22 protein-coding genes and 1 pseudogene are annotated in these 20,919 nt (G+C 35.5%); 15 read left to right on the top strand and 8 right to left on the bottom strand.

Going from position 1 to position 20,919, the window contains the following annotated elements:
* Position 1 precedes the first annotated feature (1 nt).
* From ACTB0X_RS00625 to ACTB0X_RS00610, 4 genes are all read right to left on the bottom strand, one after another.
* The gene (locus ACTB0X_RS00625) at positions 2 to 3,256 is read right to left on the bottom strand and encodes an efflux RND transporter permease subunit (RefSeq protein ID WP_463023033.1); all 3,255 of its coding nucleotides are present in this window, start codon (positions 3,254 to 3,256) and stop codon (positions 2 to 4) included.
* A gap of 24 nt (positions 3,257 to 3,280) precedes the next feature.
* Entirely contained in the window at positions 3,281 to 4,363 is a 1,083-nt protein-coding gene (locus tag ACTB0X_RS00620; RefSeq protein ID WP_463023032.1) for an efflux RND transporter periplasmic adaptor subunit, read from the bottom strand.
* Between the two features lie 160 nt (positions 4,364 to 4,523).
* A complete protein-coding gene (locus ACTB0X_RS00615; protein ID WP_463023031.1) occupies positions 4,524 to 4,961 on the bottom strand; it encodes a hypothetical protein in 438 nt (145 codons plus the stop codon).
* Between the two features lie 750 nt (positions 4,962 to 5,711).
* Complete coding sequence (locus ACTB0X_RS00610; RefSeq protein WP_463023030.1) at positions 5,712 to 7,022, bottom strand: hypothetical protein; 1,311 nt, start codon at positions 7,020 to 7,022, stop codon at positions 5,712 to 5,714.
* Positions 7,023 to 7,269: 247 nt separating this feature from the next.
* On the opposite strand from ACTB0X_RS00610, the gene ACTB0X_RS00605 reads away from it, so the two are divergent.
* The 8 genes and pseudogenes from ACTB0X_RS00605 (at position 7,270) to ACTB0X_RS00570 (ending at position 13,634) form a co-directional block, all read left to right on the top strand.
* Positions 7,270 to 7,689 (top strand): BLUF domain-containing protein, encoded by a 420-nt coding sequence (locus tag ACTB0X_RS00605; protein WP_463023029.1) that lies wholly within the window; start codon positions 7,270 to 7,272, stop codon positions 7,687 to 7,689.
* 138 nt (positions 7,690 to 7,827) lie between these two features.
* A pseudogene (locus ACTB0X_RS00600) lies at positions 7,828 to 8,571 on the top strand (DUF2490 domain-containing protein).
* Between the two features lie 212 nt (positions 8,572 to 8,783).
* A complete protein-coding gene (locus ACTB0X_RS00595; protein ID WP_463023028.1) occupies positions 8,784 to 9,359 on the top strand; it encodes a DUF6680 family protein in 576 nt (191 codons plus the stop codon).
* Between the two features lie 68 nt (positions 9,360 to 9,427).
* Positions 9,428 to 10,186: a hypothetical protein gene (locus tag ACTB0X_RS00590; RefSeq protein WP_463023027.1), complete on the top strand. Its 759-nt coding sequence runs from the start codon at positions 9,428 to 9,430 to the stop codon at positions 10,184 to 10,186.
* Between the two features lie 87 nt (positions 10,187 to 10,273).
* On the top strand, positions 10,274 to 10,828 hold the full coding sequence (locus ACTB0X_RS00585; RefSeq protein WP_463023026.1) for a hypothetical protein: 555 nt from the start codon (positions 10,274 to 10,276) through the stop codon (positions 10,826 to 10,828).
* A gap of 50 nt (positions 10,829 to 10,878) precedes the next feature.
* Complete coding sequence (locus ACTB0X_RS00580) at positions 10,879 to 11,532, top strand: hypothetical protein (protein WP_463023025.1); 654 nt, start codon at positions 10,879 to 10,881, stop codon at positions 11,530 to 11,532.
* 12 nt (positions 11,533 to 11,544) lie between these two features.
* Positions 11,545 to 12,312 (top strand): hypothetical protein, encoded by a 768-nt coding sequence (locus ACTB0X_RS00575; RefSeq protein WP_463023024.1) that lies wholly within the window; start codon positions 11,545 to 11,547, stop codon positions 12,310 to 12,312.
* A 149-nt stretch (positions 12,313 to 12,461) separates the two neighbouring features.
* Positions 12,462 to 13,634 (top strand): hypothetical protein, encoded by a 1,173-nt coding sequence (locus ACTB0X_RS00570; protein WP_463023023.1) that lies wholly within the window; start codon positions 12,462 to 12,464, stop codon positions 13,632 to 13,634.
* 58 nt (positions 13,635 to 13,692) lie between these two features.
* On the opposite strand, the gene ACTB0X_RS00565 is transcribed toward ACTB0X_RS00570, so the two are convergent.
* Genes ACTB0X_RS00565 through ACTB0X_RS00555 form a run of 3 tightly spaced genes read right to left on the bottom strand, consistent with a single transcriptional unit; the run spans position 13,693 to position 15,571 of the window.
* Positions 13,693 to 14,331, bottom strand: coding sequence for an NADPH-dependent F420 reductase (locus tag ACTB0X_RS00565; protein WP_463023169.1), 639 nt, complete (start codon positions 14,329 to 14,331; stop codon positions 13,693 to 13,695).
* A gap of 27 nt (positions 14,332 to 14,358) precedes the next feature.
* Positions 14,359 to 14,796, bottom strand: a complete 438-nt coding sequence (locus ACTB0X_RS00560; protein ID WP_463023022.1) for an OsmC family protein — start codon at positions 14,794 to 14,796, stop codon at positions 14,359 to 14,361.
* Between the two features lie 4 nt (positions 14,797 to 14,800).
* A complete protein-coding gene (locus tag ACTB0X_RS00555; protein WP_463023021.1) occupies positions 14,801 to 15,571 on the bottom strand; it encodes a type 1 glutamine amidotransferase domain-containing protein in 771 nt (256 codons plus the stop codon).
* Positions 15,572 to 15,661: 90 nt separating this feature from the next.
* Between ACTB0X_RS00555 and ACTB0X_RS00550 the strand changes: the two genes are divergently transcribed.
* The 4 genes from ACTB0X_RS00550 to ACTB0X_RS00535 all read left to right on the top strand — a co-directional run bounded on the left by ACTB0X_RS00550 (position 15,662) and on the right by ACTB0X_RS00535 (position 17,632).
* Positions 15,662 to 16,009, top strand: coding sequence for a winged helix-turn-helix transcriptional regulator (locus ACTB0X_RS00550; RefSeq protein ID WP_463023020.1), 348 nt, complete (start codon positions 15,662 to 15,664; stop codon positions 16,007 to 16,009).
* Positions 16,010 to 16,140: 131 nt separating this feature from the next.
* The gene (locus ACTB0X_RS00545) at positions 16,141 to 16,572 is read left to right on the top strand and encodes a VOC family protein (RefSeq protein WP_463023019.1); all 432 of its coding nucleotides are present in this window, start codon (positions 16,141 to 16,143) and stop codon (positions 16,570 to 16,572) included.
* A 147-nt stretch (positions 16,573 to 16,719) separates the two neighbouring features.
* Positions 16,720 to 17,340, top strand: coding sequence for a 2-thiouracil desulfurase family protein (locus ACTB0X_RS00540; protein ID WP_463023018.1), 621 nt, complete (start codon positions 16,720 to 16,722; stop codon positions 17,338 to 17,340).
* A gap of 97 nt (positions 17,341 to 17,437) precedes the next feature.
* A complete protein-coding gene (locus ACTB0X_RS00535) occupies positions 17,438 to 17,632 on the top strand; it encodes a hypothetical protein (RefSeq protein WP_463023017.1) in 195 nt (64 codons plus the stop codon).
* Positions 17,633 to 17,741: 109 nt separating this feature from the next.
* Here the strand turns inward: ACTB0X_RS00535 and ACTB0X_RS00530 are convergent, their stop codons facing one another.
* Positions 17,742 to 18,401 (bottom strand): hypothetical protein, encoded by a 660-nt coding sequence (locus ACTB0X_RS00530; protein WP_463023016.1) that lies wholly within the window; start codon positions 18,399 to 18,401, stop codon positions 17,742 to 17,744.
* 328 nt (positions 18,402 to 18,729) lie between these two features.
* Between ACTB0X_RS00530 and ACTB0X_RS00525 the strand changes: the two genes are divergently transcribed.
* From ACTB0X_RS00525 to ACTB0X_RS00515, 3 genes are all read left to right on the top strand, one after another.
* A complete protein-coding gene (locus tag ACTB0X_RS00525; RefSeq protein WP_463023015.1) occupies positions 18,730 to 19,161 on the top strand; it encodes a GNAT family N-acetyltransferase in 432 nt (143 codons plus the stop codon).
* A 78-nt stretch (positions 19,162 to 19,239) separates the two neighbouring features.
* On the top strand, positions 19,240 to 20,346 hold the full coding sequence (locus ACTB0X_RS00520) for an energy transducer TonB (RefSeq protein ID WP_463023014.1): 1,107 nt from the start codon (positions 19,240 to 19,242) through the stop codon (positions 20,344 to 20,346).
* Positions 20,318 to 20,899, top strand: a complete 582-nt coding sequence (locus tag ACTB0X_RS00515) for an N-acetyltransferase family protein (protein WP_463023013.1) — start codon at positions 20,318 to 20,320, stop codon at positions 20,897 to 20,899. Before ACTB0X_RS00520 ends, ACTB0X_RS00515 begins: the two co-directional genes overlap by 29 nt.
* Positions 20,900 to 20,919 lie beyond the last annotated feature (20 nt).

Here is a 20,919-nt window from a genome sequence, read left to right as displayed (position 1 = left end):
ATTATTTATCTGTATTCTTATTGTTTTTTAACTTTCGCTGCATCAACTTTATCATGATTTTTAATTTCCGCAAGGTTGATTTTTCTGAGTCATTATTGGCATATTTACTCACAGCCTCAGATAATGGAACAGCATCTTGATTTCTAATTAATTGACCTTTATCAGCTAATGTTCCAAAGATGAAGTACAAACCAGGAACTACTATCACTCCGAACATTGTACCGAAAAGCATCCCTCCCATGGCAGAACCACCAATGGTGCGGTTTCCGATAGCTCCTGCTCCTGTAGATATTACCAATGGTATCATCCCTGCAATAAATGCAAATGAAGTCATCAAGATTGGACGGAATCTAACTTTTGCACCTTCAATAGCGGCATCAAATATGGACAATCCTTGCTGATGTTTCTGAACAGCAAACTCAACAATTAACACGGCATTCTTCCCTAACAGACCGACCAGCATGATCAATCCAACTTGGGCATAAATGTCATTCGCTAAGCCCATAAATTGAAGTAATAAAAATGAACCGAAGATCCCGACAGGTAAAGAAAGTACTACTGCCAATGGCAATAAGAAACTCTCATACTGCGCTGCCAATACCAAGTACACAAAAATCACAACAATGATAAAAATGTACAACGCTTCATTTCCTCTTCTAGATTCGTCGTAAGACAATCCTTCCCAAGCAATGTCGTATCCATGTGGCAAAATTTCATCTGCTACTTCTCGAATGGCTCCAATAGCTTCTGCAGAAGTGTATCCTTCAGCCGGAAGCCCACGAATAGATGCCGAGTTGTACATGTTGTATCTCGTAATCTCATTTGGTCCCTGCTTTTTATTCAATTTCATAAATGCAGAATAAGGTACCATTTCACCCTCATCGTTTTTTACAAATAACTTCAACACATCAGAAGGCAACTGTCTGAATTCTGGAGCTGACTGCACATACACTTTAAAGAATCGACCAAATTTGATGAATCCTTGTTCGTAGGTACTCCCTATCATAATGTTTAGGTTTTCCATGGCATCACCAATGGAAACTCCTTTTTGCATGGCTGCTTTATTGTCTATTTCTAACTCATACTGAGGGTAGTTAGCCGCAAAAAAGGTAAAAACCCCAGTCAACTCTTTTCGCTTCTCAAGCGCTTCGATAAACTCCTTATTGATCTTATCAAACTCTTGATAGTCGGTAGAAGTGGTTTTATCCAACATTCGCAATGAAAAACCGCCTGATGAACCAAAACCTGGTACTGCTGGTGGCTCGAAATATTCAATCACCGCTCCTAAGTCCTTGGATTTTTCCTCCAACTCTTCCATTACTTCATGCACTGATTTATCACGATCTCCCCACGATTTCAAGTTGATCAAACAAGTTCCCGCATTGGATCCTCTACCTTCTGTCATGATTTCATAACCGGCCAATGAGGAAACAGATTCTACGGCATCTACATCTTCACAAATCTTCTGTAATTCTTGAGACAACTTATTGGTATACTCCAAGGTTGATCCAGGAGGGGTTTGAATAATCGCATAAATGGTACCTTGATCTTCTCCCGGAATAAATCCTGATGGTAAGATTTTAGATTGTACGAAGATTCCAATTCCAAATATGATTAGGATTCCCCAAGTTACCACTCGTCGGTTGACGATTTTATTCAATAAACCGACATATTTTCCAGTCAAACGTTCAAAACCTCTGTTGAACCAATCAATGAATCGATTCACAGGTGTTTTCTTTCTTGGTTTTCCATGATTATTCTTCAAAATCATGGCACACAATACAGGAGTTAACGTTAAAGCGACAATGGCCGACAATACGATAGAACTCGCCATGGTGATGGAAAACTGTCGGTAAAATGTACCTACTGGCCCACTCATAAAAGAAATAGGAAGAAATACAGAAACCATTACCAATGTAATTGCGATAATCGCTCCGCTGATTTCTTTCATTACTTTTTGCACCGCCTTGTAAGGAGACAAGTGCTCCTTCTCCATCTTTTCATGGACGGCCTCGACGACCACAATCGCATCATCGACGACAATTCCAATCGCTAGAACCAAAGCAAATAAAGTAATTAGGTTAATTGATAACCCAAACAATTGCATTACGAAGAACGCTCCAATTAAGGAAACTGGCACCGCTAAAATTGGAATCAAGGTAGACCGAACATCTCCCAAGAACAAGAAAACCACTAATGCTACCAATATAAAGGCATCTCTCAACGTATGAATCACTTGCTCGGTAGAAGCTTCCAAGAATTTAGAAACATCGTAACTTACTTTGTAATCCATTCCTTCTGGGAAATCCTCTTTCATTTCTTCCAACTTGGCTTTCACCTCTTCGATCACCTCAGTCGCATTACTACCAACTGTTTGTTTCAAAACGATAGCCGCTGAAGGATATCCATCTAAATTGGAATAAATATCAAAGAACTCACTTCCTAATTTTACATCTGCAATTTCACCCAAGCGAATACTTTCTCCTTCGGCATTGGCACGAATAATAATGTCCTCGTATTCATTTTCTTCATTGAATCGACCTTTATAAGTCAATACATACTCCAACGACTGGGCTTCAATACCTGAACTCTGTCCGATTCTACCTGGACGACCCATGATACTTTGCTCAGCCAATGCTTCCATTACTTCTTCTGTAGAAATAGAATACGCTCGCATACGGTCTGGATTCAACCAAATCCGCATGGCATATTTTCTACTTCCCAAAATACTAGACCGTGCAATCCCTGTAATCCGGTTAATTTCAGGAATCATTTTCACGTCAGCATAGTTGTACAAGAATTTTTGATCCACATTCTTATCTGTACTGTAAAGGTTGACGTACATCAACATACTCGGCTGGATCGGCGTAATAATTACCCCTTCTCGTTGCACCAATTCTGGCAACAGCGGCATTACCTGATCCACCCTCGTCTTCACCTGTATGACCGCCTGATTGGGGTCGGTGCCGGGTTCAAAAACAATATTTAATGTAGCTTCTCCAGCACTCGTGGCATCCGTTGCCATGTAACGCATTCCTTGTACTCCGTTGATGGAGTTTTCCAATGTCACCAATGTCGACTTCACCAACACATCTGCACTAGAACCAGGATAAGCGATAAAAATACTAACCGTGGTTGGTGCAATCTGTGGAAATTGGGAAGTTGGTAATTGATTGATGGCTAATAGACCAGTAAATACAATCACAATTGAAATCACAATTGCAAACACTGGTCGGTGTATGATATTACTAAACATAGTATTAAATTTAAGTCAGTTAGATTACTCTGAATACAACTCTAATTGAGTGATTACGGTCTTAGGTGAAACAAATTCGAAATCGATTTCTTCGTTGTTTTTCACTTTACGTAAACCTTCCAACAAAATTTTATCGCTTTCTTTTAAACCTCCTGTAATCACAAACAAATGAGGCAATTCTTCGCCTATTGTAATCTCTCTCGTGCGCAATGTATTCTCTTCATCCACTACAAAAACAAACTTTTTCTCCAATACTTCGAACGTGGCTTTTTGAGGAATAATTAAGGCATCATTCAATTGTCTAGTGACTCTGATGTTTCCTGTTTCTCCATGTCTTAGCAATCCATTTGGATTAGGAAAAGTAGCTCTAAATGGAATGTTACCAGTTTCGTTGTTGAAATCTGCTTCTATGGTTTCTACGACTCCTTTATGTTGAAACAGCTTGTTGTTAGCCATTTTTAAACTCACATCCATTTTAGTGATGTCGGTCACGTGGTCCATCAAATCCAAGTATTCTGATTCAGGAACATTGAAATACACCCACATATTACTGTTGTCAGATAAGTTGGTCAATACATCACCTTCATCCAATAAACTTCCCAATCGCACTTGAAAACGGTCGATGTAACCATCAAAAGGTGCTCTAATCTCTGTAAAGTCCAAGTGAACTTGCGTTAAAGCCAATTCTGCTTTTGCCCGGTCGTAACGTGCTTTCGCCATCGACAATTCATTCTTAGACACGATATTGCTGTCTGACAATGCTTTGGTGTTTTGGTATTCAATTCCTGCTAAGTCGGCTTCCGCTTGTGCAATGTGCATTTCTGCTTCATACAGTTTCGGCATAATGCGGAATAGCAGTTGTCCTTTTTTTACGAAGTCTCCTTCATCTACAAAGATCTTTTCTAAGAAACCTCTTTCTTGAGACCTCAATTCGATGTGACTGATGGAGTGAATTTGACTGACATACTCCTGAACGATAGAGGTGTCTTGTTTTAAAGGACTGGTCACTAAAAATTTTGTTTCAGCTTCTTCTTTTTCTTCATGGGAAGCACATCCTACTGCGAATAGTAATGCACAAACCCCCATAGTCATGAAAATTCTTTTCATTGGTTGTTGAATTTTAAAAAATTAATTTGGTTGTTGTTAATCGTTTGTGAAAATGCCAAATAGCACAACACGACTCGAAATTAAAGTTGAGACACAACTAAAAAACGAGTTTATGGGATACAGCTAGGCGCTATGAAAACACCTTAACTTCAAGAAATAATCAAATACGGAAAACCTCTAACTCAAGGTATAGAGGTGTTGGAGAAATAAAAGACGCTTGGTCTTCTAAGAATGAAATAGTTGCTTTCTCGAAATCGAAAAAAGCAACGTGTGTTGGAATAATTGAAAGATAAGTAACAGTCTGACTTCCTTTTGCCAATTGGCTCTTCGCCATCATCAATTTATCTTCAGGCTCTTTTTTATCAATCCCTGCAAACGGAATCTCGCCTTGCTGTCCTTGGGTGTTTTTATTGGAGATAGTAATGAAAGGCACTTGCTCAGCATGAACATCTGCAGTCATAAATTGCTCCTCTTCCTGATTCGTAGTAACGAAAGTAGGAAGCTTCTCTCCCAATGCAGTTTGAGCGGCCAACTGACCAAGCCCACTCAACAAGAGGATAGCGATTAAAGCAAAATATTTGATGAAATAGTTTTTCATTTGGCGCCAAAATTAGTCCTGTAATTTCAACTGCACAATAGTTCAACTGTTAATTTAGTGTTAACGAGTAAAAATAATGGTTAATTGTGAATGGTTAATGGTTCACTTCGACTAAAGCCTGTATTGAGCGCAGTCGAAATGCTCAGTGTGACAAATTGTGAATCCCTACTAATGAAAGCTTTGTGGTTTAAAGAGAGGCAAGAAGTTAGAAGCTAGACTTGATTTATTGAATATAATTTGTGGTTAATTCCTAATGTTGAATCAATCAAATAATCAATCAGTTAATTTACAATTGAATCAACTTTGCGAAACCTTTGTGTTCTTTGTGGTTATAAAAAAGAGGTAAGAAGTTAGAAGCAAGAAGCTAGACTTGAATTATTGAATCTACTTTGTGGTTAATTCTTAATGGTGAATCAATCAAATAATCAATCAGTCAATTTACAATTGAATCAACTTTGTGAAACCTTTGTGATCCTGCCTGCCGCAGGCATGGCTTTGTGCCTTTGTGGTTTAAAAGAGAGGCAAGAAGTTAGAAGCAAGAGGCTAGACTTGTATTTCCAATCAACTTTGCGAAACCTTTGTGGGCTCTGTGCCTTTGTGGTTTAAGAGAGAAGCAAGATGTTAGAGGCTAGAAGCTAGACTTAAAATTACAATCTACTTTGCGAAACCTTTGTGTTCCTGCCTGCCGCAGGCATGGCTTTGTGCCTTTGTGGTTAATTCTTAATGGTGAATTAATCAGTTAATTTATTGCTAAAAACGATTTCGTAGTAAAAACACTTCCCAATATTTAGCTTGATCCATATCGGTATAGTGAATCTCGTAGTAGCGGTATTGATAGCTCTGAATTTGACAAACGCCAACTAAGCAAATAATTAACCCTATCGTGACTTTTTTTACATTGGATGATGCGCTTTCAAGAAACAAACCCAATGGTAACATGAAAATTGGAATGTACTCCACATAAACCCGTGAAGAAAAGCTACCTCCGTAAAACCACATCCACCAGGAAGAAAAAACATAAGTGATTCCGACAAAAAACAACAGCCAACTGATGGAAAAGAAGGATTTAGATCGAATAAAGGATATCGCTGAAATTAAACCCAACAACAACATGGGCGTATACAAAAACAATCCTTTTTTATAACTGAAGAGAATGTCGAAAAAATGAGGATCAGAGAAATTGAATCCTTCATCTACGTATGAATAGACAAAGAAATTGCCAGTAGAGATCTTGTAAATCACCAACTGAATCCCAACAATGGCAACAAATAGAACAAGACCAACTAACCATGCTTTTAGGTTGCAAAATAGATCCAAGAGACCACTTTTTAGCGTTTGTAAATTTCCAGCTAAAGGAATTAAAAACAATCCCACCAACCCATTGATGGGACGACACAGCACTATTAATCCCAACAGCACCGCCATTTTATACACATCAACCAATTTCTGATGATCAAAATAGCGTTTGGAATAGTACAAGAATCCGCTGATAAAAGCGAAAGAAAAAACGTGAGACATCCCTCCTTCTACTACCGTGTAAACAAACAAATGCGTTCCGAAGGCCGTAGCCAACAACAACAAAGAAATAATAGTATCTCTAACTTTATATAACCGCAATAAACCCGCTAAAAACCACAACCCCAACATGTGATAAAACAAGGCTGCGATGGGCACTGAAAACATGTACAACTTCGAATAGCCATCAGCATCACCATCGGTGAGTATGGTGGCTGCATGAGCGACTAAGAAAAATGGCAATTGCGCCAATGCTGCACCTGCGTAATATTTATTGGTACTGAACCCATTACTCCCACTGCGGTAATCGTAGAAAATGTGCTCTTGGTAGTACTTCTCCTTTTCGATGTGATCGAAGAAACCAAAGTTTAAATCGTGGTAAATAAAAACTGCCGGCAAATAAGCATAATAGCCTTTGGCATCTGATTCCAAAATACCTATCCATTTGTCTTTTCCGAAAGATAAATTGGCAGTGACCAAGAACAACAATATCACAATGAGCGATAATGTAATGGAAACCAAGTGTTTTTTTAAAGCAATCGACATAGTTGGGTGTTGATTTGGCGGCTAGCAGTTTATACCGCTAAAATAAGTGAAATCTTTTTAAGTTTTTTTAGATCAGTTGACACCTTTTCAATGTGTGATTTTTGCAACTTATAGCTGCAATTATGCAACATTATTTTCACTTCACTTCACTAATTTTGCATTCTGGCTAATCAATCTAAGATTCAATAATAAGGTAGCAGCGGGAATTCTTAGTCAAATTAAAATAGTACAACCAAAAAGAATAATTATGTACACAATAGTTTACCAATCAACTGCAAATTTGGATTTAACTACTGATGATATTTCAAGCATTTTAAAATCTTCACGGGATTACAATGAAACACATTTCATATCAGGATGTCTTATTTATCACAATCATAGGTTTCTTCAGATATTGGAAGGTGATAAAACACTGTTGGAAGAACTTTATTCAACGATCCAAAAGGATCAGCGCCATTCTGATGTTAAACTATTATATAAAGGTGTAACAAGAGAAAAAACGTTTAAAAAATGGAGCATGGCTTTTATTGATCTGAGTGCAGATCATGAGAACACTAGGGAACGTAAATTATTCAAAACTAATCTGATTGCTTATTCAGAAATAGTAGGCAGATATGAGGAAGCTTCTGCAGTGTTTTGGGAAGAAGTAAAATCGCTGTTGGATTAAAACGATTTACCATACCAAATGCAAAAAGAAGTGACCTCTTTTAAAGTTTTTTAGATTTTCAAGTGACTATAAAACATGTTCGAGTATCTACATCCCTTTATATTTGTGAATTGATTTCACTTTTTATCACCCACATCTATGAATCAATTCCTTGTACTTTTTACATTCCTTTTTATTTCCCTTTCTAGTATTGCCCAAACTGTAAGATACAACGATGCCAGCAGTTGGTTTTTATTGCTGAATCGTGCGCAGCTTTCTGACCATTGGAGCGTTACCAATGAACTTCACGAACGAACTTTTGAGGTATTGGCCGATCAGGGACAGTTTTTATTTCGGCCTTCTTTGGATTATCATTTTAATGACAATTCAGAAGCTTCTGTGGGATATACCTTTATCAATATGGCACCAATGGGAAAAGCGAAAGGTATTAATCTGAACGAACACAATGTGTGGGAGCAGTTGTTCTTCTCTTTTACCTCTGGAAAAGTGCAATTTCAGAACCGACTACGGCAATAGCACCGATGGGTAGAACGGATTGTGGTACAAAACAATGAGCTCATAAAAGGTGGAGCCAACTTCAGCAATCGTTTTCGGTACCGAATGACAGCGAGTGTAGATGTGTTTACGTTCAAAAAAAGTGGACATACGGTATTTGTAAATGCCTTTGATGAGATTTGGATCAACCAAAGTAGCAACTTAATGCCGAGTAACTTTGCAAGAAATTGGCTGTATGTAGGCGCCGGATATGCGTTTGACAAAGCCACTAAAATACAATTGGGTTATATGAACCAATACGACAATTTGGGCGGCAACCTTTATTCTAGCACGCCCATTGGGCAATTGACGTTTATCAAGAATTTTGATTTTCGAAAAACGGAGTAGTTTCCATTATTACCATCTTTTTACTATAGCTGTATAAGTGTTTAATTTTTAAGCACTCCTACTCTATTTGTTTGATTTTTTGTATTATCTTCGGGGTTGGAAAAATGATAAAAATTGGATTAGGTATAATATTTAATTCCATTACGGAATTTCATTTAATAAAAACCAAAGTCCAACTCACTTAGGAATTGCCAAATATTAAAACAGAAAATATGGAATTAGTAGATTATTTAACCATCACAGCAATACTTATCGGACCAATTATATCTGTTCAAATTCAAAAATTTCTTGAAAGAAAAAAAGAAAATAGAACCGAAAAGATTGGGGTATTTAGGACACTTATGGGAACAAGAGGTAACAATCTGACTAAGGAGCACGTACACGCATTAAACCAAATCGACCTTGTATTTGAGGATAAAAAATATCAATCTGTTAGACTTGCTTGGGGCGAATATCTTGACAATCTAAATCAGTCATTTGATGATAATCATTTTTCAGTTTGGCTAAGTAAAAATGAAGATCTTTTGGCTAATTTGTTATACGAAATGGGTCTTGCTCTCGGCTACAATTATGATAAAGTAACTATAAAACGTAATTCCTATACTCCTGTAGGGTATTCAAATATCGAACGGGATCATCAATCAATTAGAAAAGGCCTTATGGAGTTGCTCAACAATAAACGAGCACTAACTACACAACTATTTCTTAATGATGAAGAAATAGAGGAACAAAATAAACTTCGCCAGCTAATGCTCACATACTTTGAATTAAAAATAAAGAAAAAATAAAAACGACAGTCAAGTAATGTCACAACGCGCTCAAATTAAATGCAATAACTGAGAGTAAAATTCAAAAAATGAAAATTAAATATTTAAAAACCATATTAATCTTACTTTTTAATATTGGTTGTACTTCCACTTATTATTTAACACCAGTTGTTGAAAATCAATCAGAGATATTTTATGATAATGGAATACCCATTACTACCTCAAAACTGCAAAATTCTACTACACAGATTTTCGGTAAGAAAAATAATAAGAATGAATTATTTCTTACAATTTATTATCAGAATGATGATAGTTTAAATTCTATAAACTTTAACCCTTCTTTAATTAAGGTAATAGGTGAGAACTCAGAAAAAGAAAAAAAGGAATTCACTATATTTAGTGCCGAAGAATATATGAAAAGACTTAAACACCAACAAGGTATGGCTGCTGGACTTCAAGGCATGAATTCTGACCAACAAGCAAGACAAGCAGGTTACTCGTATTCAAAAACTACATCCAACAGTACTGGTTATGCAAGCGGCTCAAACGGCGTTTCAGTTAAAAGCAACTCCCAATCAACATCATATACTACTATATATGATGAAAGTAAAGTCCTTGAAGCTAAACAAAAAAATCAGCAACAATTAGACTTAACTACAGAAAGATTTCGAGAAATAAGAAGCCAAAGAGAAAGTGAGTTACTTCGAATTACTACAATTCCTCCATTATCTAATATATATGGAAAAGTTGTTGCTAAATTCAATAATACATATTCACATAAAATTTTCATTTCTATACCAGTTGGAAATGAGACCCACTACTTTACTTTTAAGAAAGGGGATAAATAAGGACAGCACCACTTGAAGTCCTTTATATTTTGGCCAAAAATGAAAATAATGATGGAGGCGCATAGTCGAATGAATTAGATAAAAAGTATGAAGTTCCAATTTCTCATATTCTTAATAATACATTTTTCAATTCTTTTTGGACAAGAACTTGACAATAAAACATTTGAAATTCCACTTTCCAAAAGTGGAAACCCTAGCTATTTATATAATACTATCATCAAATTAAGCAAACAAATTGACCTTGAGCTATTGGAAAATGGTGTGGATTCTATGGAAATTAGGATTTGGTATTTTTTCCCCAAGAGTCCAGATAAATTTGATAACCTATTAATTATTAAGTGGGAAAAAGATCGATGGATTGGTCAGAGGCATTCTAGTGGATTCGCTTCCTTTCAGCCAAAACGAAAGACTTGGCCGACGATAGTAGACAAATTGATTAAGAACCGCATATTTGAACTTCAAAACATGTATGATATTGAAGGTTTCAATTATATAGTAAAAGATGGATCTAGTTATTTAGTAGAAGTAGCAAAAAAGAATTTCTATAGATGTTATTATTACGCTTCCCCTTCTCATTTCAAACAGTTTAAAGATGCTAAATCAATGATTAAGATCATAAACCTTTTAAATAAAGAATTGTAAAATTCTATAATTGGGATACAAATACATTAAAACAAATCAGAATCAATAGAATGACTAAAATAGTATACCTTCTGATACTAGTATTTCTTTTCTCCTGTTCGGAGAAGGGCGAAAAAACAGAAACTAATATTACCGGAAAGTGGGAGTTTGAGATTAAACCAAATGTTGAATCTATTAATTCAATTATTCACAATAACGAAACAACTACTGTTGACTCATTGCGAAGTCCCTTTCATAAGGCTTACTATTCTGATATCTCAATGAGGGAGTTTGGTCTTTTAGTTTTAAACGACTCAATAAGACCAATGGACAATGATATGACATTCAAATTAATGGACAGTATAACATCTTCATCAAAAGATTCAAGGGACTTTTATTATCCAATTTTCCAACATATAGCTGATATATCGGACGGCGCATTATCAGAAGTTATTGGAGGTTATGCAATGGAATATGCCTCAAAATATCCAAATGAATTTTACAATAGATATAGCTGTGATGACAATCTAAAACTAAACTGTGAACAACTTATAGTTATTGCTAAGTTTATTCAATATGAGATAGGAATGCAAGAAAATATGGAAGAAACGTGGAAAACTTTACTTAACAAAATGAATACTGAAAAACATAGATATCCAGAAGATCATTTGTCCATTATTTTTGTGGATAATGTGACTAATGGACTAAAAGATTATATGGAGTAAAATTAAAATACTATGAACAAACTTCTCATTTCAGTTATCTTGATATTATTCATTGGTTGTTGCCAAGAACCTGTACTCCTTAAAAATGGACTGACTAAAAGCGCCCATCAGGTAACGGAATACTCTATTCTAATTAACAGAGATTCTTTAGAGAATGAAAAGCAAGATACGCTAGCGATAACTGGAAAAAAATACAACGATAATGATCAGATAACCCACCTAAATCAGTTAACGTTGTTCATAAACGAAACTATGGAAATCGAATACAGCTATAACGAATTCCAAAAACTCATAAAAGAGACAGTTAAAATGTCAGATGACAGTTTACCCTTTATCGTTGATTACTTTTATAAAGACACTTTATTAGATAAATCAATAGCAATTGTAAATTATCCAAATCAGAAATTTGAACAAATAGAAACCTTCCAATACAGAGAAAACAACATGATAGAAAAAAAGATCACGACGCAAATTTTCATAGATCTAGAAACGTCAGATACATTGAGTAATTCAATTTCTACTAGCTTTTATGATAGAAATGAAATCGCTACCAAAGATGAAATTGTTAATAGAACTGACCCTAAGAAAAACCGAAAAATAGTTTATGAATCCGATTGTCAATACATAACCGGTCTAGAAGAATACAATAGAAACGATTTATTATTATCAACCCTTAAATACGAGTACGAATTAGATGAATTTGACAATTGGTTTCAAAGAAAAATCTTTAAAAATGGAAAGTTGGATAGAATTATTTCAAGAGAAATAGATTATAGGTAATCCAACACTCTCGATAACAACCTCTCCCTCTCTCCCACTTCTAAAAATTCCCATTAATATCCATTCAGTTTGTATTTCCTAAATTTAGGTGCTTAGTTGCGCAACTAATCATAAACATAGCCGTTAGCTGTAATTACAAATTACACGATATGAATATTAGATCTTTTGTTTACATTTTCTTATTTTCACTTGTACACAGCTTTGTGTATGCTCAGCCTGGTCACACTTTTGTAAATCTAAATAATGGTATTGGGGATTATATAATTATCGATTCTACCACTAATCTTGATCATATAGCACTTCTAAAAGAAAAAAAACAATTAAGGCTAATAATTAACTTAGCGGAAATTCCTACTCCATTCAAAAACTTTGAATCCCTTGAAAATCTGACGATTGAATCACACAATCAATTAACAGATTTATCAGCATTAAACTATTTTCCGAACCTAAAACAGTTATCCATCTATAGATATTCGGGTGAATCCATCGCTTTTAAAAAGTTAATGCTAGACTCCTTAAAAAGAGTAATCATCACAGATGCTTTCAATTTAAAAGACATCGATGCATTAACTGACCTCCCTTTACTGGAGGAATTAAGAATTAATCATACTCCCAACATTGAAAAATTTCCCAAATTTAATGCGCACAATCAAGTAAAAGTTTTAATGATTGACTATGTTAATGAAAGAAGAAATAAGGCGTTCAATAACTATCTAGACAATATAAAACACCTCACAAAACTAGAGTCAGTGACTCTTGGAAACATTAAAGAAATTGATAAAATTCCAGATTTTCTTCCTCCTTCTATTTCGTATCTTGAAATTAGTGGTTGGGCTCAAGAACATTGGAATGATGAGAAAATTGAGCTTAATGATCTGTCCAATATTAAACTATACCCCAACCTGACTGACTTAAAATTATATTTTGTACATATTAATCGCATTGATCACGAGTTTCCGGATATTGATCTGGATAATTTGACATTGAATCATGTTTGGACAAATAATAATATCTCTTGGGTTTTCTCATTTAACAAGATTAATAACCTGAGGATTAGTTATGGCTTTGATTTAACTAAAATAGAGCCGAAAGAAAACTCAGATATGATTTCCTACATAGAAATAGACCACACTCCTTTGCAATCAATCGATTTCCTATTTCAGTTAAAAAACATCAATCAACTCATCGTTCATCATACACCTGAATTAAATTTACCCGATATAGAGTTAATGGAAAACATTCAAAATATTTCAATTTATACCACTAACAAGTATCATTTATTTAAAAAGGATAGCACTTGGAAGCTAAAAGAATATGACTAAAACGATGGCCAATTACTTGCTCTCTTCTATACCTGAAAATCTAGTTCAATTTCTGTGATCAACGTTCTAACATGGCCCAAGTAAGGTTGGGTTGATGTCCGTCTCTTCTAACCATTTTTACCCAAAGTAAAGTCATGTGCTCTAAATGCAACGCTTGATCTAAATTTCCGGTATCAAGTGTCTCAAACCCTAATTCGGTGTTTAATGTGGCAACTATTTTTTTAGACGCCGCATCATTTCCTGCAATCATCATCACCGGCTTTACCTCGTATTTTGGAAAACTAGCATCCATTAAGTTTTCGAACCCATAAATGGTAAAGGATTTCACTACGCGAGCACCTGTTGACCATTCTTGTATTTTTTCAGCTCCTGAGATTTTACTTTCTAGGCCATGAGTCAATCCACTTCCAACAGGATTGGTGCAATCAATGAGTATTTTACCATTGAATGTGATTGATTTTAGTATTTCTTCATTGGCAGTAAAGGGAGTCGCCAGGAATACAATGTCTGCAACATCAACAGCTGCTTGCAGTTGTTTAGTGGTAAAATTATTATTCTTACGAAGTGCATTTTTTACTGTTTCACTAGTTGCGTCTTCATGAGCCACGATTATTTCATGACCATTTTTTTGTAGATTATTAGCAAGGGCAAAACCCACATTTCCGATTCCGATAAAGGCTAATTTCATTTTCTTTATTTTATTAAACTGTACGAATTAACTGTTTTAGCTTTTTAATGTAGCTTTAAGCGTGATCTCAATAGCAGCTAAAGCTTGAGAAACTGGGCAGCTCCTTTTAGCATTTTCTGCAACTGCTTGAAATTTTTCTTGTTCCATTCCAGGAACGGTCGCTTCCAGCTGTAATTCAATGCCCATTATTTTAAAATGGCCGTCAATATTCTCCATCGTTAAAACAGCTTCTGTTTGTAAGTTTTCTGGAGTAAAACCTGCGCCTTGTAACTGAAAACTCAAAGCCATATTGAAACAACCTGCATGCGCTGCTGCAATTAGTTCTTCTGGATTAGTACCGAGCGTTCCGTCTTCATTCTTAAATCGAGTTTTGAAGGAATACGGTTGGTTGTTAAACACTCCGCTAGTTGTGGTTAATTGTCCAGCACCTTCCATTCCTGTTCCTTGCCATTTGGCTGTTGCTTTTCTTTTCATATTTTTATTTATTTTGTAATTGTTCAACAAGTAATTTCGCTGCATCAGCTCCTGAATTTTGCTGCTGTCCGGTAATCAAATTACCATCCATTATGGCATAAGAAGTAAATGGAGCGGCTACTTTAAAGGTGGTTTCCGAAATTTTTCTTGCTTCCTCTTCAATTCGATATGGTTGAATTTTTAGTCCCACTGCTTGGTCCGAAAAATCTTCTTCTGTATTTGCAAATCCGGTCCAAGTTTTACCCTTGACAATCAATTCTCCATTACTTTTTGTTGCTTCCAATAACATAGAAGTGGCATGGCAAACCGCCGCACTTGGTTTTCCATTTTCAAAGAAACTAGCAAATAATTTTTCTAATTCGTGATTTCCTTTAAAGGTATACATGGGTCCTTGACCTCCTACTAAAAAGATGGCATCATATTCCTTTGAATCGACTTCTGTTACTTTTTTAGTGTCTGCCAACATTTGATTAAACCACTCCTGTTGCATATATCCCAATGAAATTATGTCGTGTGCTGAATAACCACTTTCATCTGTTGGATTCGAATAACCGTCCATAGCTACCTTTCCGCCTTCAGTAGAAGCTAATTCGACCTCAAAACCTGCTTCTTGAAATACGAGTAATGGGTGAGTCAATTCTGCTGCCCAAAAACCAATTGGCCAACCTGTTTGTTCAGAAACAGTTGGACTACTTACAACCATCAAAATTTTTCCTTTGTACGCTGCACCATGAAAATGTACATGGTTTTCTATTTCTTTTACTTGAGTGCTCATTTTATGACTTTTTGTTTGAACAAAGGTATTTGGAATATTAACTTACATTACAAATTGCTACATTTGTTAGTAACTAACATCTTTGTAAGTATGCCCGAATTTTTAAGTGAAAACAAGAAATATTACACCCCGGTAGAATATGTATTCACCAAAATAGGTGGAACCTATAAAATGCCGATTTTATGGCGTTTGAAAGACAAAGTCTGGAGGTATTCCGAATTAAAAAAAAGCATCTCTTACATTTCAGATAGAATGTTGAGTAAAAACCTAAAAGAATTGTGCTTAGATGGATTTGTAAAGAAGACCATCATTGCGGAAGTTCCTGCCAAAGTGGAATACTCAATTACTGATAAAGGCGAAGATGCTATACCTGTAATATCAATGTTAAGAGATTATGGATTTGACTTAATGAAAAAAGATGGAATCACAGATCAATAAAAGCGGAAATCAAACACCGTTTATAGGTAATTTCTCCTATTCTTCTATACCTGAAAATCTAGTTGAATTTCAAATTTGGTTTGTATTTGTTACATTTAGCTGATTCAGTAATTAATAATTCAAAAAGAACAATGTACCAACGAATTGCTCATATTGCCTTAGTCGTGAAAGATTATGATGAAGCAATTGAATTTTACACCCAAAAATTAGATTTCACTCTTCTTGAAGACACAATAATTGACGATATTAAAAGGTGGGTAATAGTGGCACCTCCTGGAGCAAAAGAGTGTTGCCTATTACTTGCCAAAGCTTCTGATGAGCGACAAGCTGAAAGCATTGGAAACCAAACTGGCGGTAGAGTTGGTTTTTTTCTCTTCACAGATGACTTCTGGAGAGATTTTAATAAAATGACAGACAGAAAGATAAATTTTGTGAGACCACCAACTGAGTTTGAATACGGAACTGTTGCCGTTTTTGAAGACTTATACGGAAATCTGTGGGACTTGATAGAACCAAATGAACTGAAAAAAGGGGCTAATTTGATAGAAATAAAAATTGAATAATTAACTATTCTTAAAGCAGGAAATATGCAATTCCTTCTCTCCTACTTCTGAGTATCCATTTGTATTTGCTTTGTATTTGCTAAATTTAGATGCTTAAATACAGCTAGCTAATCTTATATAAACTCCCTATATTCAATTGTCACAACTATGACCGATAAAGAATATTTAAACAACCTAAGAATACCTACAAAAGAGAATCCGTTGAGAATACTATCAAGCGCTTGCCTTCTTGGAGAACTGTGTGGTGTAGACGGCAGCAGCAATGGAACCTACCCTAGTGCTTTGAAATTGATGCAGTATCAAAATGTAAAATTGATTCCTTTTTGTCCGGAAGATTATGTGTTGGGAACTCCGAGAGAAACACCTGACTGCGAGGGAGGAAATGGAGATGACGTATTGGATGGGAAAGCAAGAGTGATTACGCAAACAGGAAAAGACATCACAGCTGAAATGATTCGGGCGTCCTTAAAAATGCTACAAATTGCGCAAGAAAATGACGTAGAGTTGGCCGTACTTATGGATTCTAGCGGCGCTTGTGGGAGTCAGGTCATTTATAATGGCTCCAGATTTTCAGAGAACCCAATCTATCAAATTGGAATGGGTGTTTGTGCAGCTCAATTGAATCGGCACGGAATCAAAATCATTAGTCAACGGGATTATGCCTCACTGGAAATCCTTTACTCTAAAATTGATTCCTCTCATCAAATACAAAAAGAAGCAATCGACCACGATCAAATTGAATGGTACAAGAACTATTTTAAAAAATAGGAAAGGACATAAATTATAAACAATGAAAAACCTTGCAAAAGGTAATCTCTAATTACTGAAAGAAAGGTATATTTATGACACACTTTAAAATAAAAACATGGAAGAATTAGCATCGTTTTCAATAGTTGTCTTAATACTCATCGGAATTGCATGGCTGATTCCGGTTGCTATCATAGCTTTGTCCAATAAAACACAAGGCGCAGAAAAGGTTGGCTGGTTAATCGCTGTGTTGTTTGTTTCTTGGTTTGCCTGGATTTTCTATTTTCTTTTTGCTCCAGTAATTAAGAAGTAATCTATAGGGGCATTCAATATCAATACTATTTCAAAATAGTAATAAAAAAAACAGCGGTTGACGTAAATACGACAACCGCTGTTTGTATAAAAAGTGTTTTTCTAATGTATTAGATGACACCATCTAATTTCATCTGCTCGGTAATCTTTTCTGATAAATCATTGGTAAATTTTTCAATGGTAGCAGGATCATGCGTTTTTGTTTGAGCCGACCATATTAGCTTTTCAGTTTTAGCGTCAAATAAGTTGGTTTCAATGTAATAGTAGTGATCAGTTACATAATAACCTTGACCATATACTGTAGGATACATGTAATCGTAATATCCCCAATAAGTTCCATAATAAGAGTACGCCGAACTAGGAGAATACGGACGATTACCCATCACGTAACGTGTTTCAGATTCTTGGTCTACAATGGAGACTGTTAGAATCGCATCAATTTTTCGATCTTCTAAAGATTGAAAAATAGCTTTTTTGTCTACGGTAGAATCAATGTATTTTTGAGGCAATAGGCTACTTCCTTTCTCGGCTTTTATACCATAGGCTGACAAACTCTCAGCGAGCTCATTTTCCATATTGGTCATAATGCTTTTGTTGGCAATTAAAGGTGTCACTACAATGTGGCTGTATTTTGCTGATGGTGCCGTTTCATTGGTCCAACTGCCTGTAACAGCAGTAGAGGATGTACTGCAAGCATTAATAAATATTCCGATTAATACAACAGTTAAGATTGTTGCTACTTTTTGTTTGTATTTGTTTAAATTATGCATGTGTTTTAATTTTAAGATTTATACATCCAGAAGCGCCAGATTCATGCCATACCAAGGCATTCAGCTATAGAGCGGCTAATTTGCAACTTGCGTAGAGAATCAAAGACAGAGTATAGAAGTTTTTCCACTTCTTCAGCAATGTTCTATTCAAATGAAATGATTCTTAGAAACAAAGGCATTAAAAAAATGGATAACGAACAACCCATACCAAGGTATTGGAGAAAAAAGAGAAGGTAGAATTGCTTCCTGAATTAATTCTTTTGTCAGTAAAAATATAGGGAAAGCAAAAGAGTTTATTCATAAGTTTATACCAAAAGAAATACCATCCATGAAACCCATTTTTAAAACAGTTCCACATTTAAGCGCTGATTGGCAGGCAGCTGTCAATTTGAGAGTAGAAGTTTTGCGCAAGCCATTGGGAGAGCGATTTACTGCCGAAGAGTTAGAAGCAGAACAAAATCACATTCATATCATTGGATTGATCGACGAAAAGTTAGTTGCTACAGCGGTATTGGTTCCTGAAGAATCAAAACTAAAAATGCAGCGGGTTGCAGTTTCAGATCAATATAGAAATCTTGAAATTGGGTCTCAGATGATGGAATTCTGTGAGTCTTATGCTACTTCAATTGGTGTAAATATCCTCTATTGCCATGCGAGAGACAGTGCGGTTAACTTTTATCTAAATAATGGCTATCATTCTGTGGGCGACTATTTTGATGAAGATGGAATTCCACATTTAAAAATGAGTAAAAACGTTTAAAGGATTCTATATCAAATAAAAAAATACGTTACTTTATAAGCTTGAAAACGCTCAAATTATAAACACTCTAGAAAACAGATGAAAGCAAATACATTATTAATTACTTCACTCCTATTTACACTATTCTTATCCGCACAAAATGAATACTTCATAAATAGTAATGGCGATAAGGTGGCGAAAGGCGATGCCATGTACAAAAGGAATATTGAGAAAGTTGAACGAAAATTATGGAAAGTAACGGACTATTATTTAGATGGAACCCTACAAATGACAGGGTATTACAACAACAAAAATCTCGTGATAGAAAAAGACACTTTTACTTGGTATCACATCAATGGGCGAATTGACCAACAGTTCGCTTATGAAAAGAAGAAAAAAAATGGAAAACACGTTGAGTATTATTTCAATGGAAATAAGGAATCTACAGGTGAATACAAAGAAGGTGAGCTACATGGGAAATGGCTTGAATGGAATTTTGAAGGGCAATTGGTGAGCGAAAAAGAGTACAACAATGGGAAACCAGTAAATACCTGGGTGTGGTATGATTCTACAGGTATAGAAGAATATAGAATAGTGGATGCTTCAGAAGCTAAAGTGAAAGCGAGTTCTAAAATTGCCAACCTTACAAATGGAATGACTTTTCAGGAGTACTATGCTACCATAAAGTACCCTGAAGAGGTTATTAATGAGGATATTGTTGGCTATACGCTTTTAGACTTTAAAATCGACACGAATGGTTTAGTTGAGGATATAGGTTTAATTATTCCTGCAGATATCAGATTGAATACTGCCGCAATAAATCATACTAAAAATATGCCTAAATGCATCCCAACAATAAGATTTGACAAAAAGACTGAGACCTATTTTATAATTCCTTTAAATTTTACACTTAATAAACTAGCCCATACTCTTACGAATAATGACAAAGGTAATTACTGTTACAACAGTGGTCTAAAAGCAGCCCAAACAGGAGATACGAAAAAGGCATTAAGAAGAATTATGCATGCTAAAAATTATAAACCAACAGATCTAAATATTAACTATTTATTAGGCTCGTTGTATTTCAAATCTAATAACCTTCCAGATGCATGTAAATATTGGACTTTGACTTATACCTTAGATCAAGAAAAGTTAAATGATGAGCAAAGATGTGTCTGTGAAATTAAAACTTGTATTTCAGAATAACATGCAAGCCCCTCCTCCACTCAATATTCAACTAAAAGACGGAAAAGTAGTGACAATAAGAGCTGCTGTAATTACTGACGCCGAAAAGTTGTTAAACACCATCAAAGAATACGTTCGGGAGAGCGAGTTTATTCCGAAGTTGGCCGAAGAAGTAACAATGACAACAAAGCAATGTGAAGAGTGGATAAATAACTTCATTCAATATGATAATTCGTTGCTTTTAGTGGCGGAACACAACAACCGCATTATAGGGAATATCGATCTCACCGGTAATCGCAGGAAAGTGATGGAGCACACAGCCATGATTGGCATGGGGATTTTGAGCGAATTTAGAAACAGTGGTTTAGGTTCTGCATTCATTACTGCAATTATCAATTGGTCGAAACAGAACCCAATCCTTGAATTGATTTGGTTGCAAGTCTATTCTCAAAACGAATTGGGGTTAGGATTGTACCGCAAAATGGGATTTGTAGAAAATGGAGTAATTCCTGGATTCTTCAAACATAACTATACCTATTATGACAACCTGACGATGTCGATGAGCGTGAAGTGAAGCATAAAAATGAGCATTTA

This window comes from Acidiluteibacter sp., from assembly GCF_055129545.1.
Note: the sequence above shows the minus strand (reverse complement) of the source record. Positions and strands in the feature narration are given on the sequence as shown.